Origin of the sequence: Butyrivibrio fibrisolvens, from assembly GCF_023206215.1 — a bacterium.
Lineage (GTDB): Bacteria > Bacillota > Clostridia > Lachnospirales > Lachnospiraceae > Butyrivibrio > Butyrivibrio fibrisolvens_C.
On the sequence record NZ_CP065800.1, the window covers coordinates 1,657,851 to 1,675,732 of the forward strand.

The 17,882-nt window shown below is 39.5% G+C and carries 13 protein-coding genes; 7 read left to right on the forward strand and 6 right to left on the reverse strand.

Annotated elements, in window-relative coordinates; all coding sequences use genetic code 11:
* Positions 1-130 precede the first annotated feature (130 nt).
* The 4 genes from I7804_RS06815 (at position 131) to I7804_RS06830 (ending at position 6,346) form a co-directional block, all read left to right on the forward strand.
* Positions 131-1,120: a LacI family DNA-binding transcriptional regulator gene (locus I7804_RS06815; protein ID WP_022756174.1), complete on the forward strand. Its 990-nt coding sequence runs from the start codon at positions 131-133 to the stop codon at positions 1,118-1,120.
* Positions 1,121-1,291: 171 nt separating this feature from the next.
* Positions 1,292-3,604, forward strand: a complete 2,313-nt coding sequence (locus I7804_RS06820) for a glycogen/starch/alpha-glucan phosphorylase (protein ID WP_330390152.1) — start codon at positions 1,292-1,294, stop codon at positions 3,602-3,604.
* A gap of 176 nt (positions 3,605-3,780) precedes the next feature.
* A complete protein-coding gene (locus I7804_RS06825; protein ID WP_248405607.1) occupies positions 3,781-4,716 on the forward strand; it encodes an exopolyphosphatase in 936 nt (311 codons plus the stop codon).
* A gap of 1,240 nt (positions 4,717-5,956) precedes the next feature.
* Positions 5,957-6,346: a hypothetical protein gene (locus I7804_RS06830; protein WP_248405609.1), complete on the forward strand. Its 390-nt coding sequence runs from the start codon at positions 5,957-5,959 to the stop codon at positions 6,344-6,346.
* A gap of 57 nt (positions 6,347-6,403) precedes the next feature.
* On the opposite strand, the gene I7804_RS06835 is transcribed toward I7804_RS06830, so the two are convergent.
* Positions 6,404-6,703 carry an NUDIX domain-containing protein gene (locus I7804_RS06835; protein ID WP_282570522.1) on the reverse strand — a complete coding sequence of 100 codons (300 nt, stop codon included), beginning with the start codon at positions 6,701-6,703 and terminating at the stop codon, positions 6,404-6,406.
* A 170-nt stretch (positions 6,704-6,873) separates the two neighbouring features.
* Between I7804_RS06835 and I7804_RS06840 the strand changes: the two genes are divergently transcribed.
* Positions 6,874-7,425, forward strand: a complete 552-nt coding sequence (locus I7804_RS06840; RefSeq protein ID WP_051199347.1) for an SCP2 sterol-binding domain-containing protein — start codon at positions 6,874-6,876, stop codon at positions 7,423-7,425.
* Here I7804_RS06840 and I7804_RS06845 read toward each other — a convergent pair whose 3' ends face one another.
* The 4 genes from I7804_RS06845 to I7804_RS06860 all read right to left on the reverse strand — a co-directional run bounded on the left by I7804_RS06845 (position 7,426) and on the right by I7804_RS06860 (position 10,976).
* Entirely contained in the window at positions 7,426-8,046 is a 621-nt protein-coding gene (locus I7804_RS06845) for a hypothetical protein (RefSeq protein WP_248405611.1), read from the reverse strand.
* Positions 8,047-8,062: 16 nt separating this feature from the next.
* Positions 8,063-8,428 (reverse strand): hypothetical protein, encoded by a 366-nt coding sequence (locus I7804_RS06850; protein WP_027216711.1) that lies wholly within the window; start codon positions 8,426-8,428, stop codon positions 8,063-8,065.
* A 503-nt stretch (positions 8,429-8,931) separates the two neighbouring features.
* Positions 8,932-9,534, reverse strand: a complete 603-nt coding sequence (locus I7804_RS06855; protein ID WP_022754293.1) for a TetR/AcrR family transcriptional regulator — start codon at positions 9,532-9,534, stop codon at positions 8,932-8,934.
* 107 nt (positions 9,535-9,641) lie between these two features.
* Positions 9,642-10,976: an ATP-binding protein gene (locus I7804_RS06860; protein WP_248405613.1), complete on the reverse strand. Its 1,335-nt coding sequence runs from the start codon at positions 10,974-10,976 to the stop codon at positions 9,642-9,644.
* A 425-nt stretch (positions 10,977-11,401) separates the two neighbouring features.
* Here I7804_RS06860 and I7804_RS06865 point away from each other — a divergent pair, with 425 nt between their 5' ends.
* Both I7804_RS06865 and I7804_RS06870 read left to right on the forward strand, forming a co-directional pair.
* The gene (locus tag I7804_RS06865) at positions 11,402-13,522 is read left to right on the forward strand and encodes an efflux RND transporter permease subunit (protein WP_248405615.1); all 2,121 of its coding nucleotides are present in this window, start codon (positions 11,402-11,404) and stop codon (positions 13,520-13,522) included.
* Between the two features lie 102 nt (positions 13,523-13,624).
* Positions 13,625-16,690, forward strand: a complete 3,066-nt coding sequence (locus I7804_RS06870; RefSeq protein WP_248405617.1) for a hypothetical protein — start codon at positions 13,625-13,627, stop codon at positions 16,688-16,690.
* A 187-nt stretch (positions 16,691-16,877) separates the two neighbouring features.
* Here the strand turns inward: I7804_RS06870 and I7804_RS06875 are convergent, their stop codons facing one another.
* Positions 16,878-17,879 carry a substrate-binding domain-containing protein gene (locus I7804_RS06875; protein ID WP_248405619.1) on the reverse strand — a complete coding sequence of 334 codons (1,002 nt, stop codon included), beginning with the start codon at positions 17,877-17,879 and terminating at the stop codon, positions 16,878-16,880.
* Positions 17,880-17,882 lie beyond the last annotated feature (3 nt).

The following is a 17,882-nucleotide window of genomic DNA, read 5'->3' on the forward strand; positions in this document are numbered from 1 at the left end:
GCTCAAATCGAAATGACTTTTGATCCTTACGTCATATTATTGGAGAAGGAATAAAATGCCGATATTAAGGTGAAAACTTAAAAATGTGTGGTAGAATATAAGAAAACGTTTTTCTATAGGCAGGTGTAAAGTGGTATCTATCAAAGATGTTGCAAAAGAGGCAGGTGTTGCCATTTCTACAGTATCCAAGGTACTGAACAATTATCCTAATGTTAGTGAAGATACTAAAGCTAAGGTTATGGAGGTTGTGAATAGACTTGGCTTTGTTCCCAATACAGTTGCTGCTACATTATCTTCCAAGAATTCAGGAAGAGTAGCCCTACTTATTAAACTCAATGTTGAGACTCAGGCTATTGATGAGATAGACATGCAGTATATAGCCGGCGCGATCAGCAAGGCAAGAGAGCTTCAGATGGACGTTATCACTATCTTTTTTAGCATGATAGAGAATATGTCACTTGAAGAGATGACCAGATATTTTGTATCCCAGAGTATCAAAGGGATCATAATATATGGCATGTCCAAAGAGGACAAAGTCCTAAGACAGCTTATAGAAGGTGATACATTTAAGACCGTAGTAATCGATGTTCCTTATGTAGGAACATCCACCTCCTGTGTAAGCGTCGATCAGGCAAGAGCCCAGTATGATGTTGCCAAGAAGACTATTAAAGAGAATAACTGCAAGAAGGTTCTCTATATAGCAGGAACCAGAGACGGCTATGTGACAGATGCCCGTCTTGAAGGTATAAGGAAACTCAAAGAAGAGCTGGGACTTCAGGTTCTTATTAGGAACGGGAACTTCTCAGAACTCCAGGCAAGAAACCTTACACTTAAATATGGAAAAAACAAGGACTGCGTAGTCTGTGCATCAGATCTTATGGCAATAGGAGCTATGAAAGCTCTTATAGATATGGATATATTCAGACCTGTATGCGGTTTTGACGGTATAGTCCTTATGGGATATGTAGGCAAGCAGATGAATACAGTGCGTCAGAACTTTGCGGCCATATCCTCAAGAGCGGTAGAAGAGATGCAGAGGCTTCTGGATGGCGAAGAAGGTACAGAAGTTACTATGCCACATGAGCTTGTAAGGCTCAAATATGAAGAAATAATAAGATAATATCAGAAAATAAAAATCATACTTGCGGAAAACGTTTTCTTATGGTATTGTAATATCACAAGGGCAGAAAACGTTTTCTCTTCTCGCATGATTTTCTGCCCGCTTGATTCAAAACTAATGTGCCGGCAAGGGTCGGCGATTTAAGTTCCTGAGATAGGAAAGGAGTTATTTATGTCAACAAACATGCAACGTGATATCCTTGTTCTTAATCTTGAAGAGCAGATGGAGAGAAGTGCAGACAGACAATTCGATAAGTCTTTTGCAGACTGCACAGACAAAGAGGCTTACTATGTGCTTTTGGATGTTACCAATGAGCTTATGCGTGTGGCTGAGCCTATAGTCGGAGAGAAGAAGATCTACTATATCTCTATGGAGTTTCTTATTGGTAAGCTTCTGTCCAATAACCTTATAAACCTTCGTGTATATGACAAGGTCAATCAGATACTTCGTAAGAATGGCAAGAAGCTTGCTGATATTGAAGAGTACGAACCGGAACCATCTCTTGGTAACGGCGGACTTGGACGTCTTGCTGCATGTTTCCTTGATTCTATCGCAACACTCAAACTTCCGGGAGAAGGAATAGGTCTTAACTACCACTACGGTCTTTTCAAACAGGTATTTGAGAAGAATCTTCAGACAGCTCAGAAGGATCAGTGGCAGGAGAACAAGTCCTGGCTTGAGAAGACAGATACAACCTTTGATGTAAACTTTGGTGACAAGAAAGTTACATCAAGACTTTATAACCTCTATGTATGTGGTTATGATTCAGGTATCAACAAGCTTCGCCTTTTCGATATCGAGACAGTTGATGAGAAGCTCGTTAAGAAGGGTATCAATTTTGATAAGACCAAGATTGAGAAGAACCTTACTCTTTTCCTGTATCCGGATGATTCTGATGAAGCAGGTAACCTCCTTAGAATATATCAGGAGTATTTCCTTGTAAGCAATGCAGCTCAGCTTATCTTACATGAGATGAAGGAGCGTCAGTATGATCTTCATAAGCTCTATGATCATGCTGTTATCCAGATCAATGATACACATCCTACTATGATCATTCCTGAACTTATCAGAATCCTTGTAGAAGAGAAGGCATTCTCTATGGATGATGCTATCAAGGTTGTATCTAAGACCTGCGCTTATACTAACCATACTATCCTTGCAGAGGCTCTTGAGACATGGCCGCTTGCTTACCTTGAGAAGGTAGTGCCTCAGCTTGTTCCATATATCAAGGAACTTGATAAGAGAGTAAGAGCCAAGGTTAAGAACAAGAACGTTCAGATCATTGATAAGGACAAGAAAGTCCACATGGCTTTCATTGACATACATTATGGATTCTCTGTAAACGGCGTTGCAGCTATTCATACAGACATCCTTAAGAATACTGAGCTTAACGATTTCTACAAGCTCTACCCTGAGAAGTTCAACAATAAGACCAATGGTATCACTTTCAGAAGATGGCTCCTTTCTTGTAATCATCCTCTTGCAGATCTCATCGCTGATACTATCGGTGATGGATACAAGAAGGATGCTACTCGTCTTGAAGATCTCCTGTCTCATGAGAAGGACGAGGGATTCCTTGATCGCTTAGAAAGCATCAAACAGGAGAAGAAAAAAGACCTTGCCGCTTACATTGAAAAGCATGAAGGTGTACAGATTGATCCTACATCTATTTATGATATTCAGGTTAAGAGACTTCATGAGTACAAGCGTCAGCAGATGAATGCTCTTTATATCATTCATAAGTACCTTGAGATCAAGAATGGCAAGAAGCCTGTAAGACCGCTTACATTTATCTTCGGAGCTAAGGCTGCACCTGCTTATGTTATAGCCAAGGATATCATCCACCTTCTTCTGTGCCTGCAGGAGATTGTTAATAATGATCCTGATGTAAGCCCATACATGAAGGTTGTATTCGTTGAGAACTACAACGTAACCTATGCTGAACACCTTATCCCGGCAGCAGATGTATCCGAGCAGATCTCACTTGCAAGTAAGGAAGCTTCAGGAACATCCAACATGAAGTTCATGTTAAACGGTGCTATAACACTCGGTACAGATGACGGTGCTAACGTTGAGATACATGATCTTGTAGGCGATGACAACATCTATATCTTTGGTATAGATTCTGATACAGTCATTAAGCATTACAAGAAGGCTGACTATGTATCCAGGAAGTATTACGAGAAGAGCCCTGTCATCAAAGAGGCTGTAGACTTCATCGTAAGCAAACAGTGCCTTAAGGTTGGTAAGAAAGAGAACCTTACAAGACTTTACAACGAGCTTCTGAATAAAGACTGGTTCATGACCCTTATCGATCTTGAATCCTATATCGAAGCAAAGGACAGAATCTTTGCAGACTATGAAGATCGTAATAAGTGGAAGCACATGATGCTTGTAAATATCGCTAAGGCAGGATATTTCTCATCAGACCGTACTATCATGGAATACAACAAGGATATCTGGAAACTTCAAAGAGCAGACTGATATAAATATTTAAGGGGAACTTCCTAGCGGAGGTTCCCTTTTTTTGGCGTGCGCCGCCTGGCGCACATATACAAGATATATTTTTATTTCGTTAATTAATGTATTGGTGATATACTATATTAAGACACGTTTAATCTGTCCGTAGGACGCTTCTTTCAAATGATCAGGGGGCAAATATGAGTGATAAGATGAGACTTGTAACCCGTAGTGACTTTGATGGTCTGGTTTGTGCAATGATCCTCAGGGAGTGTAACTTGATTGAAGACATTAAGTTTGTGCATCCCAAGGACGTGCAGGACGGCAAGGTTGAGCTTTCGGGACACGACATTACCACCAACCTTCCTTACGATCCGAGGGTTTTCATGTGCTTTGACCACCACGAGTCGGAGCTTACAAGAAACGCGTCAATGAAGGAAAACAAAAACTGGCACATCGAAGGACAAGCCAAGTCTGCAGCCAGAGTTGTTTACAACTATTACAAAGATAAGGGTTACGCTCTGGAGCGCATCTCCGAGGAGATCATGACAGCTGTTGATAAGGGCGACTCCGCTGACTTTACAGAGGATGAGATCTTAAATCCTAAGGATTGGGTTCTTATGAATTTCCTTATGGATGCCAGAACAGGCCTTGGAAGATTCCATGATTTCAGGATTTCCAACTATGACCTTATGATGGAACTTATTGACTACTGCGTAAACCACGACATCAAGGCTGTTCTTGAACTTCCCGATGTCAAGGAGCGTGTGGATCTCTACAACGAGCAGGCTGAGCTATTTAAGAAGCAGTTAAAAGAGATATCGCACATGGAAGGCAAGGTTGTGGTTGTGGATCAGAAAGCTGCGGGAGATGTTATTTACGCTGGAAACCGCTTCATGATCTACGCTATGTATCCTGAGGCTGAAATCTCCGTTCACGTGGCCTGGGGCTTCAAGAAACAGAATACAGCCGTTATGATCGGTAAATCCATCATTAATAAGGCTTCCAAGTTCAACATCGGAGAACTGTGTCTTGAGTACGGCGGAGGCGGTCATGCCAATGCAGGCACCTGCCAGTTGGACAATGACAAGGTAGACGATCTTCTTCCTGAGATCATTAAAAAACTTAATTCGTAAAAGAGCTGATAGCCGGCCGCAGATTCTGAAGCGGCCGGTTGTTTCTTGATTATAATAAATAATTCAAACTTCCCACTTGGATGGTGCAGTATCCCCAAATTCTTTACAGGGGCAGGCAATATATAAATCATTGCCACGCTTTAATTGTTTCATGAATTCATGGCATGATATCTGCAAATTTTTATTCTGGGGTCCAAACTCGCTGCGCTCAGACATGTGGACCCCTGACAGAATAAAAATCTCCAGCTATCACGCTCATGAATTCTATAAAACAATTAAAAGCGTGGCAATGATTTATATATTGCCTGCCCCTGTAAAGAATTTGGTGATACTGCACCATCCAAGTGGGAAGTTTGAATAAATAATATGTTTACGAGAGGAGATACCACGGGTGTTAGCTTGATCACTATACTCATAGCGGCAAGAAGAGATCATCAAGCGTAAGCACTTCTGATATATGTCCCATATGCGCTGTTCCGGAAGTCCCTTTTGCTGAAATAAGGGTGATTTTTGTCGCGTTTTTTGTATTTGTCATATCTTTAAATACTGACTTTTTGTTAATCAGTTCTTTCTCATAATCTGCAGACACGACATATGCAGAATCAGTACATTTAACTTTGCACAAATTTGTTATTTTATCTGCTCTTTCTATAACCAGATCTATCTGCGCTTTATCGCAAACCCACGAAAACTAAGACCAAATATCTACACAAACAAGCAGATAAATGGTCTTGAAAGCATATAAAAAGTATTTGAAGACCAAATATCGGCACTTATAATTTTTGTGAACATGGAACGGAAAGCTTCTTTCATAATCTTTCATAATTCAATGCAGATTCATAATCCTTCATAAACTAAAGAACTGAAACTACTACTAGGAAAGAATGAGATAAACAGTAACAATCGGCAAAATAAAACTGAAATACATGACCATGAAAAGTAATAATAAATTGCCGATTGACTCTTTTTAGCATACAAAACCTTACTTGCCAGAATTTTCAAAGAGGTCATTGAAGAATGTAAAAACTTTTCATACGAAGAGATAGAGAAATGTATCGAGGGAGATGTCATTATCAGTAAGAGATATGTTGATAATGGATTATCCAATAATACGGAGCTTATCGGTGGGCAAAACACAGAGGATTATGAAAACGAAGAAGGCCTGATCAAGTATGACATAAGGACATACCTTAAGATACCACACCTGGACAGATCGGAATCTATCAAGATTCTTATTGACGTGGAGGCACAAAATGAGGATAATCCAGGGTATGATATAATAAATACAACAATAATAAACATCAGCGAGAATCATGATGTTAGCAGTATTGATAATAATACCGTTAAGCTACTAACAACGTTATTTGATGAGACGCTGGATGCAAAAAACAAGATATCGGAACTTCAGAATAAATATGGGTTGCCACTTACGAAAGAACTGGAAATGGAGGTAACTGAGATGTGTACATATGCGACAAGCATGGAAAATAAAGGAATAGAAAAAGGCCTTCGTGCCTTGGTAAATAGCTTGAAAGTTTATATTAAAGATTTTGATTCTCTTTACGAAGCAATAATTAAAAATGAGGATTATGCTAATGTCAGTAAAGAGCAGGTTAGAAAATATTATTGACATATGATGATCTGAGGGGAGCCTTAATGATATTGGCCTTAAGGTCCCCTCTTCTTTTTACAAAAACATATTTGCAATAACTGCTTTTACTTCTTCATGTTGCTTACAGAACATTTCAGGAAGTTTATCTACATCGAAAAATTTAAGGTCAATGGTTTCTTTGTTATCACAGATAAGCTCTCCAGAAAGGGCTTTAAGCTTATAAACAATAGCTATACTCTGTGCGTTATCACCATTTGGATATTTCATATCACTATCGGTATATATACCTATCAAAGAATCAATTGCAACATCTAATCCAGTTTCTTCTTTTAATTCTCTAATAGCTGCTTCTTCCGGAGTTCCACCAAGCTCAATTTTAAATAAAAAAAATAATTGTCATACTCAACATATACGTTAAAACGTGATATACTGTCTATAAAATCATTGTTTCAAAAATTGAATTAAAATCTGATGACTGATGGACACCGGTTTTGAAAAAATCTGACCGGCCCAAATGGTTCAAAAGAGGAAAGGGAGGACGTATTATGAAATACTCAGAAGTAGTTAAGACAGCTAAGAAAAAGGTTGCAGTACTTGATGCATCCAAGATTCATGATCACCTTGCCATAGAATTTGATGTTGAAGGCGATGGTGAAGGCGCATTTTATGTAGAGCTTTCTGAAGGCAAAGCTCACGTAGAGCCTTATGAATACTATGACAACGATTTCCGTGTACGTGGCAATGCAGATTCTATCCTAAAGCTTCTTGATGGTGGAAGTGCACTTAAGAGCGTACTGGGAGATGTCAGAATAGAAGGTGATGTATCTAAGGCTGCTTCTCTTGAAAACATCCTTGCAAGTCACAAGCTCGCTACAAGCAAGAAAGAAGCTGCAAAGCTTACAACTACCAAGAAGGAATCTGCTAAGCTTACGACTACCAAGAAGGAATCCAAAAAGCTTACTACAGCCAAGAAAGAGTCCAAGAAACTGACAACCACCAAAAAGGAAACTGCAAAGCTTGCAACAGCTAAGACTGAATCCAAGAAGATCACAAGCTCCAAAGACTCTACTAAAAAGATAGAAAAGAAAAATTCCTGATCAGTTGGTAGCAGGAGCTTCACCCATAGTACCAGGCTGCTGACCATCAGGAGCCTGGCCACTGGGAGCTTGTCCGCCTTGAGGACCTTGGCCCTGACTACCTTCAGGTATCTCCGGTGGAGTGGTTTCATCATTAGCAGAAGGAGGAGCATCAGGAATATTGCTGGTTCCTTCTGCTGCAGTATTACTATCATCTGTAGATGTATTATCTGAATCTGATGATGAGTCTTCGCTTCCGGAGTTATCATCAGTTATTTCTTCACTTTCAGAACTTTCATTAAGATTATTCTCATCAGCAGCAGTAGAGGATGTATCATCATTTAAGATAGTAGATCCAACTTCACCAGAATTATCCTGGGATGAACTTACTGCAGAGCTGTCTTCACTATCAGAAAATCTCCCTATTGCATACAAGCTTCCTAGTGTGAATACCATTAGTACAGCACAGGTTCCGAGTACGATAGATACTTTCTTTAAGATAGGCCCCTTTTTACTTGTAGGTCTTATATTTATTTTCTTACCGGTTTCAAAAGTTCCGTTTATAGTTTTTACAATTCCTTCATCTGTCAGAACAACTGTCTTATTGTTATCTGAATCTGAACTAAGAACTATACCTTTCATATACAGTTTATCCCCTTTATTCTTCGTCAAATATAAAGTCATAATATAGCTGCAGGTCCGGATAATTGCCGGTTAGAACAAGGGCTGCCATCACAATATATCCTTCGTGTGCTTCTATAAGTTTGGAAGATACTTTCGTTCTTTTTGAAAGAGGCTTTATGGGAATAAAACCTTTTTGAAGCATGGATCCCATAAGTTTCTGATCATCTATCAAAGCTTTTATCACATCAGCGCATCTATAGATGTCTTTGTTTTTCCTGGGCGAGTCCTTCTCAACATCCCAGAAATTATATCCAAAAGGATATAGTTCCATATCAAGACGTTCTATCTGACTTTTAATGCTCTTGGTGTCACATATTTCTGAATAACTGGTATTTTCCATCGTAAACCTCACTTCGTGATGATTCTTGTCTATTTGGTACAAGCATCTTGTAAAACTCTTCGCAAGTAAATAAGTGAATCAACTAAGCAATATCTTGAACCTATGGCTATAGTTTATAATCCAATACTAAAAATAAACTAAAAAACGTCCCAGCTTTCCGATAAAGCTCGGAAAACTAAGACGTATGTGTTAATTGACTAAAACTTCGCACTTGCCAAACATACGCCACCCTTTGAGACAGCTCCGATGCGGATAGTTTATAATGCATTTTCATATCTTTTGAAGGTGTTATAAAATTCAGGAGCATGAGAGATGGATTTTTATATTCTTCTTAGGGTCTGCATGTCTGAGCGAAGCGAGTTTCAGACCCTAGAATATAAAAATTCAGATATCGTGCCCTGAATTATAACTCCTTCAAGATATGAAAATGCATTATAAACTATCCGCATCGGCGCTGCCTCAAAGGGTGGCGTATGTTTGGCAAGTGCGAAGTTTTAGTCTATTTATTCGATATGTGCATCAATTATATCTCTTATAGAGCGGTAGAGATAAGGTTTTAGCTCTTCGATGCCGCAAGGGATACCATCGACTATAGCACTATAGGAAGTTGCACCTGCAAGCTCTATTATCATGAATAGCATGATGTCTGGCTTTACAAAGACAACACCGGACTGCTCTAATAGTTTTTGGTAGATACCGGCCACATCAATCTCTTCTGCAAAAGGAGAGTGAGGATCAAGTACACGTCTGAAGATCCCCCATGTAAGATCCTTGTGAAGGAAAGTAAGAAGAGCTTTATTGCCGGCAAGTTCTTCTATTATATGGTCAACTACAAAGATGATCTTGTCCTGAATTAGTTCAATATCAGATTTTTGAAGAGCTTCATATGCAGAGCTAAAAAGCTGGGCTGACTTGTGTATTACAAGTTTATTTCTAATATCATATTTATCTTTAAAGTATAGATAAAATGTGCCCTTGGCAACACCTGCTTTTTCAATAATGTCGGAGATCGATGTCTTCTCCAGCCCCTTTGTCATAAAGAAATCGAAAGAAGCGTTAAGAAGTGAATCTCTTTTCTTTTGTTTGTTGGCATCAATTTTGCTCATAATGACCTCATATTATAAAACTATTGTTCTAGTGATTTATTGACTAAAACTTCTTATTCATATCAAGAATATATTACAGCCATCGTTCGAAGCGGATTCCTCTGATTTCATAATGCAGGCAATAATACATCTTCGATTTTGTTATCAAATATCATTGAAGTAAGATAGATGGGGATATATGTTATGTTGTTGTTTGACTCAATGTTATTTAAAGAGACAACATAAGTTTTGTTGAATTTATATTTTTCTAACAGGTGGTTCAGTGCTGCATGTTTTTTATAGTCTTTTCCAGACTTTACTTCTATAGGAGTAACACCATCTGCTGTCTCGGCTATAAAATCAACTTCTCCAATGCCATTTTTCTTATAATAATATGAAGACTGCGTTTGGGAATATATTTCTTGTGCAACAAAATTTTCAAACAAAGCCCCGTTGTTTAATTCCTTTTCAGGATTCATTTCCAGAAGTTCTTTCTTTACTGAGATTGAATAGCAAGATGTTAGTAGCCCCACGTCACTTAAAAACAACTTGAATACATTTGTTTCCTTTGATGCGATAAGGGGTGCGGATGGCTCACTGACTATATATGAAGGAATTGCAACGGCAGCATCTTTTAACCACAAGAAGCTTTCTTCATACCTGTCAAATTTTAGCTCCTTGTTCAGTAATGAAAAAGTAAACTTCCTATTTTGTTTATTGAGCTGTGCTGGTATGTTTTCATAAACGGAGACGATCTTTAATTTTCTGTCTTCTTTCTCGTATCTTGTAAAATCTGCCTTATATTGTTCAACTATGTTCTTCTGTTCTTTCTCAATCAAATCGAGAGAATGTGTTTCATTATAAACATTTATAACTGATGGCATTCCACCGACTATAAGATAATAATAGAAAGCCTTTTTTAGCTTTTCATGAACCAGATCATCCAGCGGTACCAATTCCTTAAAACAATTTTTGGCATGCTCAAGCATCCTGTTACTGATACCGGTTGCTATAGCAAATTCTCTAAAGTTCAATGGAAACATTTGATATGTCTCAATATAACCGACCGGTATGGATTTAATGCCTTTCAACTCAACTCCAAGATTGGAGCCGCTAAGGATATATCGGTATTTTCCTTCATCTACGAGAAATTTAATTTTAGTGATGATTTCCGGATATTTCTGAATCTCATCTAAAAAAACCACTGATTCAGATTCAGTCAGTTTATCATTAGAATATAATGCGAACTTTTCTGATATCTCCTTGGAATCATCACTATTTCTTATCGCTTCAAGAACGTCAGTGCGCTCTATTAGGTTAAATTCGCAAAAAGAAATGCCATTTCTTCTTAGCATTTCACGGATCAGGTATGTCTTGCCGACCTGCCGTGCACCATATACAAGTAAAGCCTTTTTGGAAAACTGGAGCCATTTTTGTATTGTTTCTTCAAATTCTCTATACATAAAAACCTCATCTGATAGTTGTGTTCAGTTTGATCTGGATTATATATGATTTTCTGCTTTAGTAAATAATAGCGTATTTGCAGCATTTTGTCAATTTTGTGCCCCGTTATTAATCTGAATTACGGGGCAAAGTGCCCCGTTTTTCAGATTAATAACGGGGCATTTTGCCCCGTTTTTTGAATGCGTATCAGAACAAAGCGCTCCGCTTTTTCTGCTTGAATAAGATAAGTTCTGGTGTACTGACATTATAATTCGCAATCACAACTTGGACAGATTCGCGTATCTGTTACCCTAAAATCTAATAAAAATCCCTTTATTTATAAACAAAAAATAAATTCATCAAAAACTAATTGACCAACGGTCATTTTCGTAGTATACCATATATTGAACAAAATGACCAGTGGTCATAAAAAAGTGGAGGAATTATGAAAGCGATATCAAAAGGAATCGTAAAGCTACGTTTTGTAATACTTGCAGTAGCAATATTTCTGTTGATCCCGTCAGCAATAGGATATATAAATACCAGGGTCAACTATGATATTCTGTCCTACCTTCCAAAAGAAATTGAGACAATGCGGGGACAGGACATTCTTGAAAATGAATTTGGAACCGGAGCCTATTCTCTTTTCATTGTAGAAGGAATGGAAGAGAAGGATGTGGCAGATCTTAAGACAAGGATCGAAGAAGTTGATCATGTCAAGAAAGTTCTCTGGTATGACAGCTTCATGGATATATCGGTTCCTATGGAGATGCTTCCTGATAATGTATATGAGGCATTCAACTCAGACGATGCGACTATGATGTTCATCATATTTGATGAGACTACATCAAGCGATGGCACTATGGATGCCATAAGACAGATCAGATCCATCGCCAATGAGAAGTGCTTCCTTGCAGGTATGAGCGGCATCGTTACAGATACTAAGGATCTTGCAGAAAAAGAAACTCCTATATACGTAATGATAGCAGTCATCCTTGCAGTGATCGTATTATCACTCACAATGGATTCATATCTCATTCCTATATTTTTCCTATTATCAATAGGTATGGCAATTGTATATAACCTTGGATCGAACATAATGTTCGGTGAGATATCTTTTATCACAAAGTCACTGGCAGCAGTCCTGCAGCTGGGCGTAACACTGGACTATTCAATATTTTTGTGGCACTCATATCAGGAAGAGCTTGAAAAGGGCTGTGATAAAAACGTATCTATGGCACACGCCATCGAGGCAACTTTCCAGTCAGTAATAGGAAGTTCTGTCACAACAATTGCAGGTTTTATAGCTCTTTGCTTCATGAGCTTTACTATAGGTCTTGACCTTGGCGTTGTTATGGCCAAGGGTGTTATCTTCGGAGTTATCTGTTGTATAACAGTTCTTCCTTCGATGATACTTGTTTTTGACAACCTTATAGAGAAGTCCAAGCACAAACCTCTTCTTCCTGAGATGGAGAAGATACCTAACTGGATATCTGACCACTACAAGATTTTTGCAGTCATATTTCTGGTGCTGCTCCCATTTGCAGTATATGGAAACAATAATACCAAGGTTTATTATGACCTTGCCAAGACACTTCCTGATACTCTTCCAAGTACTCAGGCAGCCAACGAACTTGAAAATAACTTCGATACCAGTACAACATACATGCTCCTTGTAGATGCTGATATGTCTTCAAACGATATTACTTCTATGAATGAAGAGATATCCAAGTTAGACGGCGTTGATGCGGCTATAGGACTTGACTCTGCAGTAGGCGGTATGATCCCTGAGGATATGATCCCAAGTGATCTTAGATCAGAAGTTCAGAGTGATGATTACAAACTAATCATCATAACAAGTGAGTACAATACAGCTTCAGATGAAGTTAATGCTCAGATAGATGCAGTTAACAAGATAGTTAAGTCTTATGACGAGAATGCAATGGTCGTAGGTGAAGCTCCATGTACCAAGGATCTTATCACTATTACAAACCACGACTTCAACGTAGTTAACTGGGTATCAATAGGTGCGGTATTTGCAATCATCCTGTTCGTACTTAAGTCATTCTCACTTCCATTTATACTTGTTGCTGTTATCGAGTTTGCTATCTTCATCAACATGGGTATTCCATACTACACAGGATCCGTACTTCCATTCATTGCTTCAGTAGTAATCGGAACCATCCAGCTTGGATCAACTGTTGACTATGCGATCCTCATGACTACCAGATACTGCCGTGAAAGAAATGACGGACATAGCAAGAAGGAATCAACTCATATAGCTCTTTCAACCAGTATGAAGTCCATCATCGTAAGTGCACTTAGCTTCTTCTCAGCAACATTTGGTGTAGGTCTTATATCTTCAATTGATATGATAGGTGCTCTGTGTATGTTGATGGCAAGAGGCGCGATCATCAGTATGTTCGTAGTAATACTGGTACTTCCTGCAATGTACATGATCTTCGATCCTATCGTAGTACGTACAAGCTTTGGATTTAAGAGCGCAAGAGAATCAGATAGGAAAAGGAAAAAATTGAAAGCCGGAAGCGAAAGAGCTACAGCATAAGAAAGTACAAAAGTTTAAACATAAGAATAAATAAATGTTTAAGCATAAGAAAAACAAAAGTATAAACAAAAAGTAAAAACATTCAACCGGGAGGCGATGATTATGATAAAAAAATATCTCGTTCGTACAAGAGCACTAATGGTAGCTACAATACTTGCATTCACATCTATGGCATGCGGAGCAGTTACAGCAGATGATGTTGCATCTAAGGGTGCAGCACAGGAAGCTGCCACTAAAGAAGAGGAAGAGCAGACACTTGAAAATACAATGAACAACAGCGCATTTGGCACAAGCTCAGCTTCTGACAAGGAAGAAACAGTATATGTTATGACTGATGCCAATGGTACTGCCAATGAAGTAGTAGTAAGTGAATGGTTAAAGAATACAGAAGGAACCAAGGAACTCAATGATGCTACAGACCTTTCCGATGTCAAGAATGTAAAGGGAAGTGGCACATATACTGAGAATTCTGACGGAACTATCACATGGGATGCAGAAGGCTCTGACGTATATTATCAGGGCAAGACTGACAAGTCAGTTCCCGTAGAAGTTAAGATCACTTACTACCTGGACGGAGAGGAGATAGCTCCGGAGGATATAGCAGGTAAGAGCGGTAAAGTTAAGATCAGATTCGATTATACCAACAATGATTATAAGACCGTTGATATAGCAGGCAAGGAAGAAAAAATCTATACACCATATGCCATGGTATCAGGTGCAATGCTTGATACAGAGCACTTCTCCAATGTAGAAGTTACTAATGGTAAGGTTGTATCAGAAGGCAACAACTATGTAGTTCTTGGCGTAGCTCTTCCGGGACTTAAAGAGTCACTTGGAATCGATGATGAAGATCTTGACGAGCTTGAAGATAAGACAGGTGAAGCACTTGATATCCCTGATTATGTAGAGATCACAGCAGATGCTACAGAATTCGAGCTTGATATGACTATGACTTATGCATCAGGCAATGCCCTTTCAGATCTTGGATTTGATAATATCACAGATTCACTTGACATTGATGATGCAGAAGATAAGGTTACAGAGCTTACAGATGGTACTACACAGCTTGTAGACGGATCAGATGAGCTTTACGGTGGAACAGCAACACTTCAGGATGGTACTGATAGGCTCTATGATGGAAGTATAGAACTTCTTGATGGTTCTAAAGCACTTTCTAATGGCGTTCTTGAACTTCAGGGAGGTACTAAGGATCTTGTAGAAGGAACTGTTAAGCTTAAAGAAGGTTCATCAGCCCTTTTACAGGGAGCAAATGCTCTTAAAGACGGAACAAGCCAGCTTGCAACAGGAGCAGGAACACTTAAAGATGGAACAAGCCAGCTTGCAACAGGAGCAGGAACACTTAAAGATGGAACAAGTCAGCTTGCAACAGGAGCAGGAACACTTAAAGATGGAACAGGCAAGCTTGCGACAGGTGCCGGAGACTTAAAGGCCGGAGCTGATACACTTTCAGCTGGAGCCGATAACTTATCACAGGGCGCAAGTGATCTAAATGCAGGTGTTGCAGACTATACATCAGGAGTATCTGCACTTGCAACAGGTATAGCTGATCTTGATGCATATCTTAATGCAAATCTTAATACGTTGCAGGATGCAGTATCAGGATTATCAGGAAGCGCAGCTTCACTTCAAGATCTTGCTACAAATTTAAATGTAGCTAAGACTTCTGTTGATAGTATGCTTACTGTTGTAAATGGTCAGCTTAAAACTATTGCTGATGCCTGCGGATATACAGGAACAGATGATTATTCAGGACTTAAGAAGTATATTACAGCTGCAAAAGATCAGTGTGAGAGTGATTATCAGAAATATTTCAAAGCTTACTGCGAAGAGATATATGCTGCAGGACTTTCTAAAGGTAAGGAAGATGGCAAGGCTGAAGGCAAGGCTGAAGGCATAGAAGAGGGCAAGAAACAGGCTGAGGAAGAAGCCGAGAAACTTACTACAAACAGCACAGCAAGTTCAGATGTAGATCCTGATGCATTTGATGGTCTGGATGATGAAAATGAAGAAAATGGTGAATCAAATTCAGGAGCCGGAGAAGGAACTTCTACTGAATCATCACAGGAATCTGATCCAGATACTACAAGTGCTGACGAGGCAGCAGGTTCATCATCAGAGGATCAGCAGTCAGTTGATCAGACACTTTCAGACCAGGCTTCTAATAAAGTAGTAGATGCTGATATCAGACTTCTTTCAGGAGAGGATGTAGCTTCTAAGATAGCTCAGATCCAGAATGGCGAGAATTATCAGAATTATGTAACTTATTATAAGAATTATATGGCTCTTACACAAGCAGAATCTTCTGTAGATAGTCTCCTTGCACTTAGAGGTGGTCTTAAACAATTATCTGACGGACTTGGTAAGATGTATGAAGGTGTTACATCTTCACCATCAACTACTGCTGAGAGCATGACATCTCTTTCTACTGGAATACAGCAACTTGTAGCTGTCGTTGATAAGTTGAATAAAGGTGCTCAGCAGCTCGTAGCTAATAATGATACACTTACATCCGGAAGCAGCCAGCTTGCAGCAGGAGCTTCAAGCCTTGCAACAGGAGCAAGTACTCTTGATAACGGAGCAGCAGCACTTGCAAGCGGAGCTTCAGAACTTAATAACGGAGCAGGCACACTTGCAGATGGAGCTTCTAAACTGGATCAGGGTGCAGGAACACTTTCAGATGGTGCCAATAAACTTGACCAGGGTGCAGGAACATTAGTAGACGGTGCTAACAAGCTCGATCAGGGCGCTGGAGATCTTGCAAGCGGAGCACAGGAACTTGATAACGGTGTTCAGACACTTGAAGATGGTTCAGTTAAGCTCAACGATGGCGCAGTTACACTTTATGACGGATCAGTAGCACTTAGCAGCGGAGTTTCAGACCTTAGCGACGGCGCATATGATCTTAACGAAGGTGCTATAAAGCTTTTGAACGGAGCTAAAGAACTTGCAGATGGACTTGTTAAGTTCGATGAAGAGGGTATCTCCAAGATAGCAGACATATTCGATGGAGATCTTGAAGAACTCAATGAAAGACTCAGTGCTATATCCGATGCAGCAGGCTCATCTCAGTCATTTGGCGGAGCCAAAGATGGCACACAGACAAGCGTTAAGTACATCATCAAGACAGCAGGCGTTACCAAGAAATAATTAGCTAGTTAAGCGTTAATAAACCAAAAATATAACAAACATCACCGGAAGCTATAATTGGTCATTTTGTCCGGTGATGTTTGTTTTTTATTAGAATTACTATTTAGTAAAAGTGGAGTGGATAACATTGAAAAGATTATCCGATGATAAAAAAGAGACTGCCACTTTCGTGGCAGTCTCGCATGCGTTATAAGTAGTCACTTGCGTTACTTTTATCTACAGGAAGGAATGGAACCCAGATATATTTACTGTCTTCTGATACACCCTCGATATTATCGATGGTTCCGCCGCCTCCAAGAGCTATTGCAGCTTCTACAGCTCTTGCTGCCTGAAGATCTGCATCCTGAAGGACTGTATATGCCATCTCGCCGGCAAGGATCGATTCACAGCCTGCTTCTATGGCATCTACTCCGCATACAGGGATAGTGGTGTAATCAAGACCGTATTTCTTCATAGCATTGATAGCACCAAGAGCCATATTGTCGTTGTTACAGAATACTGCATCTACGCTCTGGCCGGTCTTCATAAAGATATCGAATCTTTTCTCTGTCTCTTCAGTACTCCAGTTAGCATAATCCATGAATACGATATTGGCATCTACGCCATTGGCTATCATTGTCTCTCTTACGCCATTGGTCCTTCCGATGGTACCAGAGTGGCCTTTCTCGCCTTCGAAGATGATGATGTTCATGGATTTCTTGCCAAGTTTATTGATGACATATTCTGCCTGATACTGTCCGGCTACTTTTTCTTCGGAGCCTACGAACACGTTCTGATTACTGTCAAGATATTCTTCAGAAGGTTCACTGTTAAGATATACGATCGGTATACCATTGGATGCTGTGTTCATCTGAAGAGCTGTTTCAGCATCAGCAAGTCTTAAGATGATCGCATCATAGCCTTGAGATTTAGCATTCATTACAAGGTCTACCTGAGTTTCTACAGAGTATCCCGTCTCTACCATTGTAATATCAGCGCCTTGCTCTTTGCCGGCTGCAAGTACAGCGTCAGAGAGCTTTTGCCTGAAGGTATCAAAGTCTGTGATTATATACAGGATCTTCATGCCGCCTCCTCCTGATGATGAAGAGGACGCTTTATTGCCGCAGCTGACAAGTGATCCTATTACAAGGATACATACAGCTACCGATGCTATTATTTTCTTTAACATATGATTAGATGATCTTTTCACACT

Coding starts and splice junctions, on each gene's coding strand:
- I7804_RS06845 (WP_248405611.1), bottom strand. CDS start 8,046: ATGAAAGGTATAGTTCTTAGTTCAGATTCAGATAACAATAAGACAGTT.
- I7804_RS06855 (WP_022754293.1), bottom strand. CDS start 9,534: ATGAGCAAAATTGATGCCAACAAACAAAAGAAAAGAGATTCACTTCTT.
- I7804_RS06870 (WP_248405617.1), top strand. CDS start 13,625: ATGATAAAAAAATATCTCGTTCGTACAAGAGCACTAATGGTAGCTACA.
- I7804_RS06825 (WP_248405607.1), top strand. CDS start 3,781: ATGAGTGATAAGATGAGACTTGTAACCCGTAGTGACTTTGATGGTCTG.
- I7804_RS06820 (WP_330390152.1), top strand. CDS start 1,292: ATGTCAACAAACATGCAACGTGATATCCTTGTTCTTAATCTTGAAGAG.
- I7804_RS06840 (WP_051199347.1), top strand. CDS start 6,874: ATGAAATACTCAGAAGTAGTTAAGACAGCTAAGAAAAAGGTTGCAGTA.
- I7804_RS06860 (WP_248405613.1), bottom strand. CDS start 10,976: ATGTATAGAGAATTTGAAGAAACAATACAAAAATGGCTCCAGTTTTCC.
- I7804_RS06865 (WP_248405615.1), top strand. CDS start 11,402: ATGAAAGCGATATCAAAAGGAATCGTAAAGCTACGTTTTGTAATACTT.
- I7804_RS06850 (WP_027216711.1), bottom strand. CDS start 8,428: ATGGAAAATACCAGTTATTCAGAAATATGTGACACCAAGAGCATTAAA.